The sequence below is a fragment of the Chitinophaga jiangningensis genome, assembly GCF_900142605.1.
In the GTDB taxonomy this organism is placed as follows: Bacteria; Bacteroidota; Bacteroidia; order Chitinophagales; family Chitinophagaceae; genus Chitinophaga; species Chitinophaga jiangningensis.
On sequence record NZ_FRBL01000003.1, the window covers coordinates 12,451 to 26,437 of the forward strand.

The 13,987-nt window shown below is 48.8% G+C and carries 10 protein-coding genes; 7 read left to right on the forward strand and 3 right to left on the reverse strand.

Annotation, left to right across the window (positions count from 1 at the left end; genetic code table 11):
- Window positions 1–426 precede the first annotated feature (426 nt).
- The 5 genes from BUB18_RS07650 (at window position 427) to BUB18_RS07670 (ending at window position 9,315) form a co-directional block, all read left to right on the forward strand.
- Window positions 427–3,048, forward strand: coding sequence for a glycoside hydrolase family 2 protein (locus BUB18_RS07650; RefSeq protein WP_073079619.1), 2,622 nt, complete (start codon window positions 427–429; stop codon window positions 3,046–3,048).
- A gap of 54 nt (window positions 3,049–3,102) precedes the next feature.
- Window positions 3,103–3,759, forward strand: a complete 657-nt coding sequence (locus BUB18_RS07655; protein WP_073080412.1) for a GDSL-type esterase/lipase family protein — start codon at window positions 3,103–3,105, stop codon at window positions 3,757–3,759.
- A 245-nt stretch (window positions 3,760–4,004) separates the two neighbouring features.
- Complete coding sequence (locus tag BUB18_RS07660) at window positions 4,005–5,333, forward strand: sensor histidine kinase (RefSeq protein ID WP_073079621.1); 1,329 nt, start codon at window positions 4,005–4,007, stop codon at window positions 5,331–5,333.
- Window positions 5,334–5,626: 293 nt separating this feature from the next.
- The gene (gene cfa / locus BUB18_RS07665; RefSeq protein WP_073079623.1) at window positions 5,627–6,778 is read left to right on the forward strand and encodes a cyclopropane fatty acyl phospholipid synthase; all 1,152 of its coding nucleotides are present in this window, start codon (window positions 5,627–5,629) and stop codon (window positions 6,776–6,778) included.
- A gap of 26 nt (window positions 6,779–6,804) precedes the next feature.
- Window positions 6,805–9,315 (forward strand): cation-translocating P-type ATPase, encoded by a 2,511-nt coding sequence (locus BUB18_RS07670; RefSeq protein ID WP_073079624.1) that lies wholly within the window; start codon window positions 6,805–6,807, stop codon window positions 9,313–9,315.
- Here the strand turns inward: BUB18_RS07670 and BUB18_RS07675 are convergent.
- Window positions 9,312–10,571: an outer membrane protein assembly factor BamB family protein gene (locus BUB18_RS07675; protein WP_083549551.1), complete on the reverse strand. Its 1,260-nt coding sequence runs from the start codon at window positions 10,569–10,571 to the stop codon at window positions 9,312–9,314. The two genes, BUB18_RS07670 and BUB18_RS07675, sit on opposite strands and share 4 nt — an antisense overlap.
- Window positions 10,572–10,643: 72 nt before the next feature.
- Here BUB18_RS07675 and BUB18_RS07680 point away from each other — a divergent pair, with 72 nt between their 5' ends.
- A complete protein-coding gene (locus BUB18_RS07680) occupies window positions 10,644–11,027 on the forward strand; it encodes a VOC family protein (protein WP_073080413.1) in 384 nt (127 codons plus the stop codon).
- A gap of 198 nt (window positions 11,028–11,225) precedes the next feature.
- Window positions 11,226–12,161 carry a LysR family transcriptional regulator gene (locus BUB18_RS07685; RefSeq protein ID WP_073079626.1) on the forward strand — a complete coding sequence of 312 codons (936 nt, stop codon included), beginning with the start codon at window positions 11,226–11,228 and terminating at the stop codon, window positions 12,159–12,161.
- On the opposite strand, the gene BUB18_RS07690 is transcribed toward BUB18_RS07685, so the two are convergent.
- Both BUB18_RS07690 and BUB18_RS07695 read right to left on the reverse strand, forming a co-directional pair.
- A complete protein-coding gene (locus BUB18_RS07690) occupies window positions 12,158–12,904 on the reverse strand; it encodes a LytR/AlgR family response regulator transcription factor (protein WP_073079628.1) in 747 nt (248 codons plus the stop codon). The genes BUB18_RS07685 and BUB18_RS07690 overlap by 4 nt on opposite strands.
- On the reverse strand, window positions 12,888–13,958 hold the full coding sequence (locus BUB18_RS07695) for a sensor histidine kinase (RefSeq protein WP_073079630.1): 1,071 nt from the start codon (window positions 13,956–13,958) through the stop codon (window positions 12,888–12,890). Before BUB18_RS07695 ends, BUB18_RS07690 begins: the two co-directional genes overlap by 17 nt.
- Window positions 13,959–13,987 lie beyond the last annotated feature (29 nt).

Sequence of the window (13,987 nt, forward strand, 5' to 3'; positions counted from 1 at the left end):
ATGTTAACTGGTGAAAAAAGACAATCTGGTTTGATAATAACAGTAATGGCGGGGAGATGGTTGTTTTGTCTTTTTTCTCGCAGAGGCGTGTAAGTAGGTAAAGAACGCAAAGGCGCCTTCGGCGCCGGGAGAGCGATCTTTTTTTCTCGCAAAGCAGCCAAGCAGGTAAGCAGCAAAGAATTGTGTTATGTTAGTAAAACGGATTCAGGTCCGCCCTTCGGCGGACCTGAATCCGTTTTAGGAGAGACCTTCGGTCTCTCCTAAAACAAACAAAAACAAACACCCTAAAATAAAACGCAGGCCTTTGCTGCTTACCTGCTTGGCCGCTTTGCGAGAAAAAAAGACCACAGGGGCCGAAGGCCCCGGAACAAAACGAAGGCAATAAAACCCAATAAAAAAAGTAATTTGAACCGTTAAATAAAGATTATGACGCGTAGACTAATTGTATCAGGGCTGCTGCTCTGTGCCGCCGCCACCGGCCAGGCACAGGAACAGTACGAGCTCAATAGCGGATGGAAGTCCATGCCGGTAAAGGAAGTAAAGCTGGATGGTACTAAAATTTCCCAGCCTCAACAGGCACTCAACAACTGGGATGCTGCCATTGTGCCAGGCACAGTATTAACTACCATGCTGCACAACAAGCAGGTGCCCGATCCCTTCTTTGGCATGAATAACAACCGTATTCCCGATATCTATACCACCGGACCGGAACACTATACCCGCTGGTTTGTAAAGGACTTTACTGAAACCGCCCCCGCTGCCGACGGGCAGGTGTGGCTGCACTTCAGAGGCGTTAACGACGGCTGTGACATCTACCTGAATGGAAAAAAAGTAAACGCTGAAAGACATTATGGTGCGTACCTGCGCCAGACCTATAATATCACCCCTTTCCTCGCCAAAGACGGCCGCAACAGGCTGGCAGTAATCGTTTATCCGCCGGCTGTAGTGGGAGATCCTAACGGCGGCCAGGGCGGCGATGGTACCATCGCCCGGAATGTAGGCCCGCAGTATACCGCAGGGTGGGACTGGATTCAGCCCATGCGCGACCGTAACACCGGCATCTGGGATCAGGTGACTATCGAAAAAACAGGCGCTGTTCGTATCAAAGACCCGCATGTAGTCACCCTCGTACCAGGCACTCGCCAGCCGGAAGGCAGGCAGGCGCCCGCTACTATTCAGGTGACCGCCACGCTGGAAAATGCCGCTGCTACCACTGTGACAGGTCAGCTTAAATATGTACTGAATGGTAAATCGATTCAGCAAACGGTAACGCTTTCCCCTAAAGGATTTACGAAGATTACGCTTCCGGATCTGCTGCTGGAAAATCCCCGGCTCTGGTGGCCTGCCGGCTACGGCCCGCAAAATCTCTACGAGCTCCCGCTGGAATTTACCGCCAACGGAAAAGTTAGCGACATGGAAGCCGTGGAATTCGGCATAAGGGAAATCCAGACCACCTGGAACACCCATACCCGCAGCCGTGAAATAAGTGTCAACGGCCAGCGCATCTTTATCAAAGGGGGCAACTGGATTACCTCCGACGCCATGTTCCGCTTCAGCAGGGAACGCTACGACGCGGAAGTGCGCTTCCACCGCGATATGAACCTCAACCTCATTCGCATATGGGGCGGTAGCCTCACGGAAAGACCTGAATTCTTCGAGGCCTGCGATAAATACGGGCTGCTGGTGTTTCAGGATTTCTGGATGTCGGGCGACTGCAACGGCCGCTGGGTGGACCCTAAGAAAAAGGAAGACCAGTGGACCCGCCGTCAGTACCCGAATGATCATGGGCTGTTTATCAGCAGCGTAGCCGACCAGGTGAAAATGCTGCGTAACTACCCATCCCTGGCCTTCTGGTGCGGTGGTAATGAAATTACGCCGCCGCAGGATATCCTGGCGGCTATCAAAGATAGTATCCTGCCTTCCCTTGATGGCACCCGCTACTTCTTCGACTTCTCCAACTCCGACAGTATGTCCTACAACTTCATCGGCGGCAACGGCGACGGCCCATACGGTATTCAAACCATCGAGCATTTCTGGGCACACCGCACCTTTCCGTTCAACTCAGAAGTGGGCTCCGTTGGCGTAGGAGACATCACCAGCCTGAAAAGATTCCTGCCAGCTGAAAACCTCGTAGCGCCTGACTTTGCAGCCAATAAGGTGGACAGCGTTTGGGATTACCATAAATACATCTCCTATAACAACAGCCTGGAGCCTTATGGCCGCGCCAAAAACCTGGAAGACTGGGCCAACAAAGCGCAGCTGGTCAATTACGATCAGTACCGCGCCCTGATGGAAGGCTTCAGCGCACATATGTGGGACTGGTATACCGGTACCATCATCTGGAAAACACAAAACCCATGGACGGCCATGCGCGGACAGATGTATGATTACTACCTCGACCCCAATGCCTGCCTGTACGGACTCCGCAGCGGCAGTAAACCATTACATGCGATGTACGATCCGGTGAATAAAATTATCATGGTGGTGAATAATACTTTTCAATACCACCGCGACCTGATGCTGGAAGTAAACGCTTATGATATGAACGGTAAGCAGTACCCGGTGGAGCAATTATTTGTAGAGGCCTCCCCATCCAGTGTACAACGGCATATTGAACTGAAAACCAAGCTGGACGCGTTAAAGGAGAAAAAAGGCTTGTTCCTTTCCCTGCGGCTCCGCACTCTTCATAAAGAAATATTAGATGATAATTTCTATTGGCTGCCTGCGGCAGATGGCCAGTACAGTGGCTTGCAGGAATTAAAACCGGTGAAACCAACCATCACGGCTCAACGTAAAAGCAAAGAGATAGTTGTTACCATCTCCAACCCAAAAGATGCACCGGTCGCATTTTTTAACCGCGTGTCGCTGGTAGATGCCAATACTAAAAATAGGATACTGCCTGTTTTTTATTCTGATAACTACATATCTGTATTACCCGGTGAACAAAGGGAAATCCTGATCAGTGGCGAAAAAGTAAGCACCGCCGGCAATGCGTTGGTAGAAGTATTCGGACAAAATGTAGCCACCCAACTGGTGAATATTAAATAAACTTTCAAATGTAATTTCATAATTTGTATGCCGATTTTTAAAGCAATCCATGTTATGAAGCAATTACTATTAGTGATGCTGCTGGCTGTACAAGTGCTTACAGCAGCAGCACAGGAGAAGCCACGTTACTGGGAGGATGTGCAGACGATCAAGAAATTCGATCAGATGTACACACCTCCGGCACATCCGTTACTGTTTATCGGAAGTTCCTCCATCCGTAAATGGGGTGATCTGGAGCGCACCTTTGCGTCCTATACAGCCATGAACAGGGGAATAGGCGGGGCCATTGTCAACGATATTATCTTTTACCTGAACGATATTGTGTTTCCTTACCAGCCCAAACAAATTGTGATTTATGTGGGCGACAATGATGTGGCAAAAGAAGAGTATACCGCTGACACCATTCTTCAGCATACGAAAACGCTGCTGACTGGAATCCGCGCTAAATTGCCGGAGGTGCCGGTAGTGTATATTTCCATCAAACCAAGTCCTGCCCGCGCAAAATGGATAGAGAAAATTAAAACAGCGAACAAGCTGATCCGCGAGTATATAGCCACCCAAAAAAATATGCAGTTCGTGGATATTTTCCGCCCGATGCAGGATGCCAAAGGAAACAACAGGCCGGAGCTTTTCCTGCAGGATATGGTGCATATGAATAGCAAAGGGTATGATATCTGGCGCAAGGCTTTGTTACCTTATCTTAAAAAATAAATAAATTTTTAATTCAGCAGCATGTCCGCCGCTGGCGGACGTGCTGCCAGCGCAAAATAAAAGAGACCGAAGGTCTCTTTTATTTTGCGCTGAAATCGGCTTGCAGCAAGCCTTCTACGGTTTGAGGAGCAGGCAGATTTTTATTTCGTAATTTGAAATCCTACCCGAAAAACACCCACTTCATCTTATTACAATAAATCTACATCTAAATATCCATCGAAAATTCCGGGTATATTTGTAGTCCTATGCTTAATGACCTGCAGCGTATTGCTCATGAAAAGATTGTCCTGCTCTGGAATGCCATCGTCAACGTTGGTATCCATCCGGGCATGCCTTTCATGGAAATCCGCCGCACCAAAATGTTGAATCTGCTGGCATTACCCTGTATACCGTGCATGTTCTTTTTCTGCCTGCTCAATCTTTACCAGGGCAGATACCTTTTATCCAGTCTGAATCTTTGTACTACACTAGGCGCGTTAGGTGTATTATACCTGCATTATAACCGTAAGTATTTGTCTGCCCGCCTGTCCCTGATCGTTAGCAGCGCCATCGTATATACGTTTACGGGCTTTTACTTTCACAATGGTTCGGAATACTTTCTGATTAACATCGTGATTGTGATTGTGCTGGTGTACGACAACTGGTGGATCATCGGCATTGCGAGTTTATGCCTGATTACCATATTCCTCGGCATCGTGTATTTCCCCCAGCATATGGACGGCGTGGTGCCGGTCCCTAAGGAACGGGTATGGCTCAACGCTACCATCTCCCTGGCTTTCCCCGTGATTGGGCTTACGTTTTTCAAATCCATACAGGCCGATTACCAGAAGGAAATTGAACATTCCCGTTCCAATCTGGTAACCATGAATAAGGATAAGGAAAAGTTGTTTTCCATCGTTGCGCATGATGTAAGGAGTCCTCTCGCTACCCTGGAAGTATTGCTGGATATGTATCTGAAAGGTGAGTACCCGGAAAAAGATATGAAAGAGGCTGCTCAGGTTTTGCATGAAAAAGTGGCCCAGCTGGGAGGTTCACTGGATAATATTCTTCGCTGGAGCAGCCGGAGCATGAAAGGCATTCATGCCAATCCTTCGCTGTTCCCGTTGTTGCCGCTGGTAACGGATGTTCTGTATTTCTTCCGCCTGCAACTGATGCAGAAGAATATTGCGATCCGGATGAAAGTAGAGGAAAATGTGGTGTTATATGCCGACAGAGATCATGTTTCAGTGATACTGCGTAATTTCATCAGTAATGCGCTGAAGTTCAGCTATGCCGGCGGAGATGTGGTGATTGAAGCGAAGTTGCAGTCGGATCAGGTAGCAGTCAGCATTACTGACGAAGGAAAAGGCATGAGTCCGAAACAGGTCGGGGAGCTGTTTTCCTATAGCAACCATCCGGAATATGGTACCAACGGAGAAAGAGGCACCGGTCTCGGCCTGGTGCTGTGCCGGGAGTTTGCCATTCAAAACGGCGGCAGTATCAACGTGGAAAGTATGACCGGCAAAGGCACCAGTTTCACCATTTCACTCCCTGCGGTAGCGCCCGGCGATGAAGAGGATGATTGTTTTAATTAGAAACGTAAGCCATACGCTTATTAAATATTTTTTATTTATTTCATTGTTGATATTCATTTTTTTATTATTTTACGGCCCCCAAAAAAATATTGACATTCTCTCTATAGGATTAACAGGGAATGTCCGGAACTAAGGTTCTGAAAATTTAGATTTTGCTTATGAGGTAGACGGGCCGGAACTTATTCTTATTCACCGGCCCCTCAATAACGACCTCGCCTATACGACGGGCCTACCAGGAGCCGATAACCTTTTTCCTCTCGCAGTTGTTAACCAGCATATAGCCCATTCAATTTATGGAAAGCAGTAAAAATATGGTAATCAGGCTGTTGTCAGCTGCCGGCATCAACATCAACGGGGATATGCCCTGGGATATTCATGTGCACGATGAACATTTTTACCCGGCCGTCCTGAAGTACGGGTCGCTGGCGCTGGGGGAATCCTATATGGCCGGCTGGTGGGACAGCCCCGAAGTAGACGAAACCATCCATCACATGCTCAAAGCTCGTTTGGATGAGCAAATAAAAGCCAGCTGGGCGCTTAAAAGGGATATCCTGCTATCGCGGTTGTTTAACTTCCAGCATCCGGAACAGGCGTTTAAAAACGGTCGCCGCCACTACGACCTCGGCAACGATCTCTTTAGCCTCATGCTGGATAAACGCATGACGTACACCTGCGCCTTCTGGGAACATGCCGATACCCTGGATGCCGCCCAGGAAGAAAAGCTGGATCTTACCTGTCGCAAACTTCATCTGCAACCAGGTATGCGAGTACTCGACATTGGCTGTGGCTGGGGCAGCTTCGCGAAATATGCCGCCGAAAACTATGGAGTGCACGTTACCGGTATCACCATCTCCGAAGAGCAGGCTCGCCTCGCGGCCGAACGCTGCCAGGGGCTGTCCGTGGATATCCGCGTAATGGATTACCGCAGCATGACGGAGAAATTTGACGCCATCGCCTCGCTCGGCATGTTTGAGCACGTAGGCTACCGTAACTACCACGCCTATATGAAAATGGCCCGGACCTGCCTGCGGGATAACGGCCTGTTTCTGCTGCACACCATAGGCGGCAACCGCTCCTTTACCATGGCCGATCCCTGGCTGGGTAAATACATCTTCCCCAATACCACTATCCCATCCATTGCCCAGATAGGCAAAGCCATAGAGGACTACTTTGTGATGGAACACTGGCAAAATTTCAGCGTGTACTACGATAAAACACTGATGGCCTGGTACCGGCAGTTCAATGACCACTGGGATCAGCTGAAAGACCGGTACGACAACACCTTCCGCCGCATGTGGAACTATTACCTGCAATCCTGCGCAGGTTCCTTCCGGGCACGCTGCAGTCAGCTCTGGCAGGTGGTTTTATCGCCCTACGGCGTACCCGGGGGATATAATATCCCCGAAAAGCAGGTGGCGACCGCCGAAAAAATCCTACATTCATAGCCAAACCTTATTTCAACCTGCCGCTTATGGCCGATTACAGGAAGTTACCCGATCATATTACCGGCCTGGATAACGAGGCGGTGCTCCAGTCCCGCCAACAGTACGGAAAAAATGAATATGCCGGCAAACAGCAAAACCGGTTGCTGGCCTTGTTGTCCGAACTGCTGTCTGAGCCCATGCTCATCCTGCTGGTAGCCGTTACCATCATTTATTTTATTCTGGGAGAAACCAGTGAAGCCTATTTCATGCTGGCGGCCATCATCGTGGTATCCGGCATCTCCATATACCAGGAGGGCCGTAGTAACAAGGCCCTGGCAGCACTCAAAAAGATCAACCAGCCGCTAACCCTCGCGGTGCGCAATAAAAAGATTATCGGCATCCCCACTGCCGACATCGTAGTGGGCGATATAATGGTAGTGGAAGAAGGTAATACCATCAATGCAGACGGTACCGTGATCCACGCTAATGATTTTTCTGTAAACGAGTCCGCCCTCACCGGGGAAGCCTATACGGTATTTAAAACGCCCGATGGCGATAAAACCGTGTATAGTGGTACGCTGGTAGCCTCGGGGCTCGCGTTTGTACAAGTGGAGAAAGTAGGTGCACAAACAAAAATAGGGGAGCTCGGTAATGCCATCCTTACTATGAAAGATGAGCCCACTCTGCTGCAAAAGCAAATAACCCGCTTTGTAAAAGGTATGGCCATCATTGGCCTGGCAGTGTTTCTGGCCGTGTGGGGATATAACTTTTACATCAGTGGTAGTTTAATCGGTAGTCTGCTCAAAGGCTTAACCCTGGCTATGTCTATACTGCCGGAAGAAATTCCCGTGGCATTTACCACGTTTATGGCATTGGGTGCGCGGCGACTTATGCAGCTCGGTATTATCGTGAAAAAAGTGCGCACCGTGGAAGCGCTGGGTAGTGCTACGGTGATCTGTACCGATAAAACCGGAACCATAACTGAAAACAGTATGCAGCTGCATAATGTGTATGATCTTGCCACCAACAAAGTATATACATCGGACAACTGGAATACCGAAGCAGCAAGGAAAATCATTACCTGGTCGATGTGGGCGAGTGAGCCCGTGCCGTTCGATCCAATGGAGAAAACACTGCATGCAGTATATGGCAAGATAACGGATCAGGATATACGAAGCAATTTCCATTTCGTACATGAGTACCCGTTAGGCGGCACTCCGCCGATGATGACGCATGTGCTGGAAGATAATAGCGGGCAGCGGATCATTGCTGCTAAAGGTGCGCCGGAAGCGATATTCGCTGTGTCGAACCTGGATGAGGCAAGCCGGAAAAAAGCAATAGAACAGTTGCAGGCTTTCACGCATGAAGGCTACCGTGTTTTGGGTGTAGCCGCTGCTACCTTTAGTGGTAATGATTTCCCGGCGGAGCAGCAATCGCTTTCATTCCGCTTCCTGGGGCTGATCACCTTCTATGATCCGCCCAAAGCCAATATCAAAGAGGTGTTCAATAAATTTTATGATGCGGGTATTATTGTAAAAATAATTACGGGAGATAACAGTGCCACTACGAAAGCCATCGCGGCCCAGGCTGGCCTGAGAGGGGCAGGAGCCAGTATCGATGGGGACGTGCTGATGCAGCTGGATGAAAAAGAGCGGCAGGTGAAAATGGAGTCGGTGAATATTTTTACCCGCATGTTCCCGGAAGCCAAGCTGGCGGCGATCAATGCACTTAAGGCGGATAATGAAATAGTAGCTATGACCGGCGACGGCGTCAACGACGGCCCCGCCTTGAAAGCTGCGCACATTGGCATCGCCATGGGGCGCAAAGGCACGGAAATCGCCAAACAGGCGGCAGCGCTCATTCTCAGTAACGACGACCTGAGTGGCATGGTGGATGCGGTAGCAATGGGGCGAAGAATTTATAATAACATCCGCCGCGCTGTACTGTACATCGTGGCTATTCATATCCCGATCATACTTACGGTATCATTGCCACTGTTTCTCGGCTGGATATACCCGGATATATTCACGCCTATGCACGTGATTTTCCTGGAAATAGTGATGGGGCCTACCTGTTCCGTAGTATATGAAAATGAACCACTGGAAAAAAATGCCATGAAAATACCGCCGCGTCCCATCGATGAAACCTTCCTCAGCTGGGAGGAAATGGGGCGCAGCATCCTGCAGGGATTGCTCATCACCGCCGGTGTACTGGGCGTGTACCAATGGGCAGCCGCGCAGGGATATTCCGAACAGCTTACCCGTAGCATGGTATTCACCACACTCATCATCGCCAACGTGTTTCTCACCCTGGTGAACCGTTCCAATTATTACTCCTTCATCACCAGTATGAAAAACCGGAATATGTTGATGGTAGGCGTTATTGGTGTTACGCTGCTGCTCACGTTAATGATGCTGTATGTACCACCGGTGGCGGCACTGTTTAGTATCGAACCATTAACGGTTACACAGCTGGGTATATGCGTAGCCGTAGGACTGCTCAGTGTCATCTGGTATGAAGCGGTGAAAGCCTGGAACCGCCTGCAATATAAGGATTAGCGAAGCGGTATGGCGTACAGGTGACCGTCGGCACTGCCAATATAGGCAACTCCGTTAGTCACCACCGGGGCTGATGTAATAGGTCCGAGTTGATATAACTGCTCCATGAAATTTACGGTTGTCTGAAACAGGGCAGGATCAGCCTTGCCGGCGTTGTGCATAAAGTCGATCAGGCCGGCGCTGTTCAATACGGTGCCTGCATGTTGCCTTCTGCCGGGCATATCCAGCGTGTCCAATACTTTGCCATCTGCTGTATTTAACATGAATAGTCTGCCTGTGAAGTCCCCGTACAGCAAAGTATTTCCGGCTAAAGTTGGTGCGCCGAATACATAGCCGCCACCTTTATTGTTATAATATTCTTTTCCGGTAGCTGCGTCCAGGTCCACCAGCAGGTAGCTGTCGGATGTGCCTACGTAAATATGCCCGTCTTTAGCTACCGCGCTGCCTACAATCCAGGGATCACCTGCATCCCAGTGCCATTTTTCTTTACCGGTTTGTAAGTCCAGTGCATAGAGTTTGGTATCGCGGGTGCCGAGGTAAATGGTATTGTTATACACTAACGGTGTCGCCTGTATGCCTTCCAGGATATGATGGTATTTCGCATCTTCGTCTGTCTTGAATTTCCAGCGTACCTGGCCATTGTCCGCGTTCAGTGCGTAAATGTAGGTATCCCAGCTGCCGGCGATGATAATGCCGTTGCTGGTGGCTACGCCGCCATGTACCGGGCCATTGGTTTTATATTTCCAACGCAGTTTTCCGCTATGCTTATCCAGCGCGTAAATGTGATGGTCGCTGCTGCCGAAGTAAACGTTTTTATTATCCGTAGCAGGGGCGGAGAGGTAAAGGTCGTACTGATCTTCCATGTACAGGCTGTCCGGTTGCATGGTGTACAATCCTTTGCCACCAATCCTTTGCTCACCGCCTGTTTTGAAGTGCCACAAGTGTTTGCCGTTGCGGGCGTCCACGGCATAATAACCGTTATAAGTGCCGAAGTACAACGTATGGTTATCCAGGAGAGGCTGCGCCACTACAGGGCCGAACGCACTCGCCTGCCATATAGCCCTACCGGTGGCTGTATCCAGTGCCTGCAGGTTGCCCGCAGCAGAACCAATGATTACCTGCTTATCGTGCAGCACAGGGGCGGTAAATATCTTGCCACCAACAGGTGACGACCATTTAACAGGGCCAAATCCTTTGTATTGGGAAAAAACAGCCGAAGGGAATAGTAAAAATAAGGCTAAGGAGCTCAGTTTCATAAGGTGTGTGAAATTAGGGTGGCCGGCAAGGTATAAAAATAATCCCGACCTTCATACACTAATCCGATGCGTATGGACATTGCAAGACTGGATCACCTGGTGCTTACGGTAGCCAGTATTGAGGCTACCTGTAATTTTTACAGAGAAGTAATGGGCATGGAGGTAGAAACCTTCGGAGAGGGGCGTACTGCCCTCCGGTTTGGCCACCAGAAGATCAACCTGCACCAGCAGGGCCGGGAAATAGATCCGAAGGCTGCCTATCCCACGCCAGGATCGGCAGATCTCTGTTTTATTACCGATACGCCCCTGGAAGTAGTCATCGTGGAGCTGGCCGAAGCAGGTATTCCCACTATTGAAACAGATGTACGCCGAACCGGTGCTACCGGTCCCATCCGCTCGGTATACTTCCGGGACCCCGATCAGAACCTCATCGAGGTGAGCAATTACCTTCAATAGGCGCCGCCAGGAGAGCTGAATCACCATCTTACCTCTTTCCTTCGATAGAGCGGCATCTGCTTATTGGCAACGCCCGGGTGAGGAGGAGCGCCGGCGGCGCTCCTCCTCACCCGATTTTCCGTGGCCGAAGGCCACGGAAAATGGGAGAATTATAATAATGATATAAATCGTATCTTTGCATCATTAAAATAATGATGTATGTTATTGAACTTTGAATGGTTCCGTACCTTTAAAACCATCTACGAAACAGGCTCACTCACCGCCACCGCGCAAGCGCTATACGTGTCACAGCCAGGCGTTAGTCTGCACCTGAACTCACTGGAAGCCTATGTTGGCTATAAGCTGTTCGACAGAACCGCCCGTAAAATGGTGCCTACCGAACGCGCCAAAGTGCTGTACAACTACATTCTGGAAGCAGTAAACAAACTGGAGGACGCGGAAACGCACTTCCATAAAAGTGCAGCCACCAATAAGTCCACTATCAGCGTGGGTATGTGCCTGGAAACTTTTCAGTTTACCCTGGAACAATATATCTCTTCCCTGCCTTTTAATATCAATATTAAATTCGGGGAATACCCCGAAATGCAGCAGGACCTCGACCATGGCGTACTGGACCTGATCATCACCCCGCAAAAAGGTATTCAGCCCAACCTGGAATACAAGCCGTTTTCCAAGGAACGCATTGTGCTGGTAGCCGGCGGCGCCCAGGATCTGTCGGAATTTAACGCCCTGATCGATAACAATAAAATCGCCGAAGCGGAAGCCTGGCTTAAGGAACAAACCTGGTATACCACCGCGGCGGATATGGAGAATATGCGCAAATTCTGGCATCTCAATTTCAACAAACACCCGGATTTCAGGCCTAACTACATCGTGCCCAACAAATGCTCCATTGTACGCTGTATGAGCGATGCCAACGGTTTCGCCATTATACCCGACTTCCTTTGCCGCCACGAACTGGCAAGTGGTAAGCTCAAAGTGGCATGGGCCGGTAATAAGGTAATGGAAAATACCCTTTACTTCGGTAAACGCAAGAAAACTATGTACGGCAAGGAAATCGGCATGATCGAAGCAGTGTTCGAAGACCAGGCTGCTGAATTCACCAGCGTTACAGCTGATCTGATTCCTGCTTAAATATTAAAAGTGGGATGCATTAACTGATAGTTTTTCAGCGCCTGCGTGGTAGTGCTGCCATAATGCCGACCTATGGGGATGATCGTCTTATTGATCTCTATCTCATTGCTGTTAAACTTCTCAATCTTGGGAATCGACACGATAAACGACCGGTGAATCCTTACAAACATGGACTCCGGCAGCTTTTCCTCCATCTCTGAAATGGAATGATAGGTTTTATACACCTCTTTGGTAGTGGTAATCAGCAGGTAATTTTTCTGCGATTCGAAATACAGGATATCATCGAGGTAAATCTTCACCATCTTTTTATCTGACTTCACAAATATAAACGGAGGCTCCTTCTCAGGGGCTTCCGGCTTAGCAGGCTCCATCAGCTGCTTGTTGTCCAGCTTGATGAAGCGATTTATCGCTTTCAGGAAACGCTCAAAGGGTATAGGTTTCAGCAAAAAATCCACCGCATCCAAATCAAATCCATCTACTGCATATTGCGCATGCGCGGTTGTGAAAATCACATTGGGCGCGGGTGTCAGGGAACGAATGAAATCCACCCCGCTGATGCCCGGCAGATTAATATCTGTAAAAATTAAATCTATTTTATGGGTATTAAGGCATCGCATTGCCTGTGTGCCACTGGTAAAAGTGCCCACCAGGTTGAGTAACTCAATTCGGCTGATATATAGCTGTAACAGATCCGACGCAGGTTTCTCATCTTCAATAATAATGCAATTAATACTGTGATTCATTGGATTCTAATTTCAATTTCAGGTACACAAAATAACTATCCTCGTTCTGACTGATCTTCAAGGTATGATTTTCTCCGTAAATGAGGTTGAGTCGCCGCTTCACATTTTCCAGTCCCACACCGCCACCATTGCTGTTGTGCAGCTGATGCCCGCTGTGCCCCATCACCGCACTGTTCTCAATTTTTGCCGTCAGCCATTCCTGTTGTATGGATATGGAGATGGTAATCCAGCTGTCGCCATATTCATTCGGCATGCTGTGTTTGAAGCTATTCTCCACAAACGCCATCAGTATAAACGGTTCGAGAAATTTATGATCAGGAGTCCCATCTATATGGAAGCTGATTTGCTGGTGATGATCAAATCGTACTTTTTGCAAGGCAATGTAATCTTCCAGGTATTTGATTTCCTTCTCCAAAGGAATACGAGTAGTGTTGATTTCATAAATGGAAAACCGCAGCAGTGAAGACATCCGCGCCACTATCTCCGCCGATTCCGGACTGGTGACCAGGGTTTTGGCATACAATGTATTTAACACATTGAAGATAAAATGCGGGTGAAACTGGTTACGCAAAATCAGCAGCTCGGCCTGTGTTTTTTCCTCCGCCATCCGCATGGAACGGTGCTGCTCCCGCATCCAGTTGTAAAATAGTTTTACAGAAAAGGGAACAGTGACCACAAATTGCAGTTTGATCACACTGTAAATAAAAGGGGAGATGCTGAGCAGTGGCTCTTTTTGCCACTGGGTTAAGAAATACTCCAATATAAAAGTATTGTCGATCCAGCGCTGTATTACCGCGAAAAGCAGGATCAGCGGGATATAGAGCAGTACAAACAGCCAGCCTTTTTTGCGAAACAGCAGCCGCTCCATCATTACTTCCAGCACGATCGCTACAAACAGCGCACGCATAGGCAAACTGATAAGCTCGGATGCAAACGCATTCCGGTAATCATGGAAAGGGCCAGCCTGAATAAATCCGAAAATCAGGATGTAAAAAATCCAGTAAATGGCGTAAATACTCTTTTTCCCCAGCCTCGAGCGCGGTATAGCTATCATAAGTGGACGCGAAATTACCATTTAAGCTA

Coding starts and splice junctions, on each gene's coding strand:
- BUB18_RS07695 (WP_073079630.1), bottom strand. CDS start 13,958: ATGATAGCTATACCGCGCTCGAGGCTGGGGAAAAAGAGTATTTACGCC.
- BUB18_RS07675 (WP_083549551.1), bottom strand. CDS start 10,571: ATGAAACTGAGCTCCTTAGCCTTATTTTTACTATTCCCTTCGGCTGTT.
- BUB18_RS07650 (WP_073079619.1), top strand. CDS start 427: ATGACGCGTAGACTAATTGTATCAGGGCTGCTGCTCTGTGCCGCCGCC.
- BUB18_RS07690 (WP_073079628.1), bottom strand. CDS start 12,904: ATGAATCACAGTATTAATTGCATTATTATTGAAGATGAGAAACCTGCG.
- BUB18_RS07680 (WP_073080413.1), top strand. CDS start 10,644: ATGGACATTGCAAGACTGGATCACCTGGTGCTTACGGTAGCCAGTATT.
- BUB18_RS07670 (WP_073079624.1), top strand. CDS start 6,805: ATGGCCGATTACAGGAAGTTACCCGATCATATTACCGGCCTGGATAAC.
- BUB18_RS07660 (WP_073079621.1), top strand. CDS start 4,005: ATGCTTAATGACCTGCAGCGTATTGCTCATGAAAAGATTGTCCTGCTC.
- BUB18_RS07655 (WP_073080412.1), top strand. CDS start 3,103: ATGAAGCAATTACTATTAGTGATGCTGCTGGCTGTACAAGTGCTTACA.
- BUB18_RS07685 (WP_073079626.1), top strand. CDS start 11,226: ATGTTATTGAACTTTGAATGGTTCCGTACCTTTAAAACCATCTACGAA.
- cfa (WP_073079623.1), top strand. CDS start 5,627: ATGGAAAGCAGTAAAAATATGGTAATCAGGCTGTTGTCAGCTGCCGGC.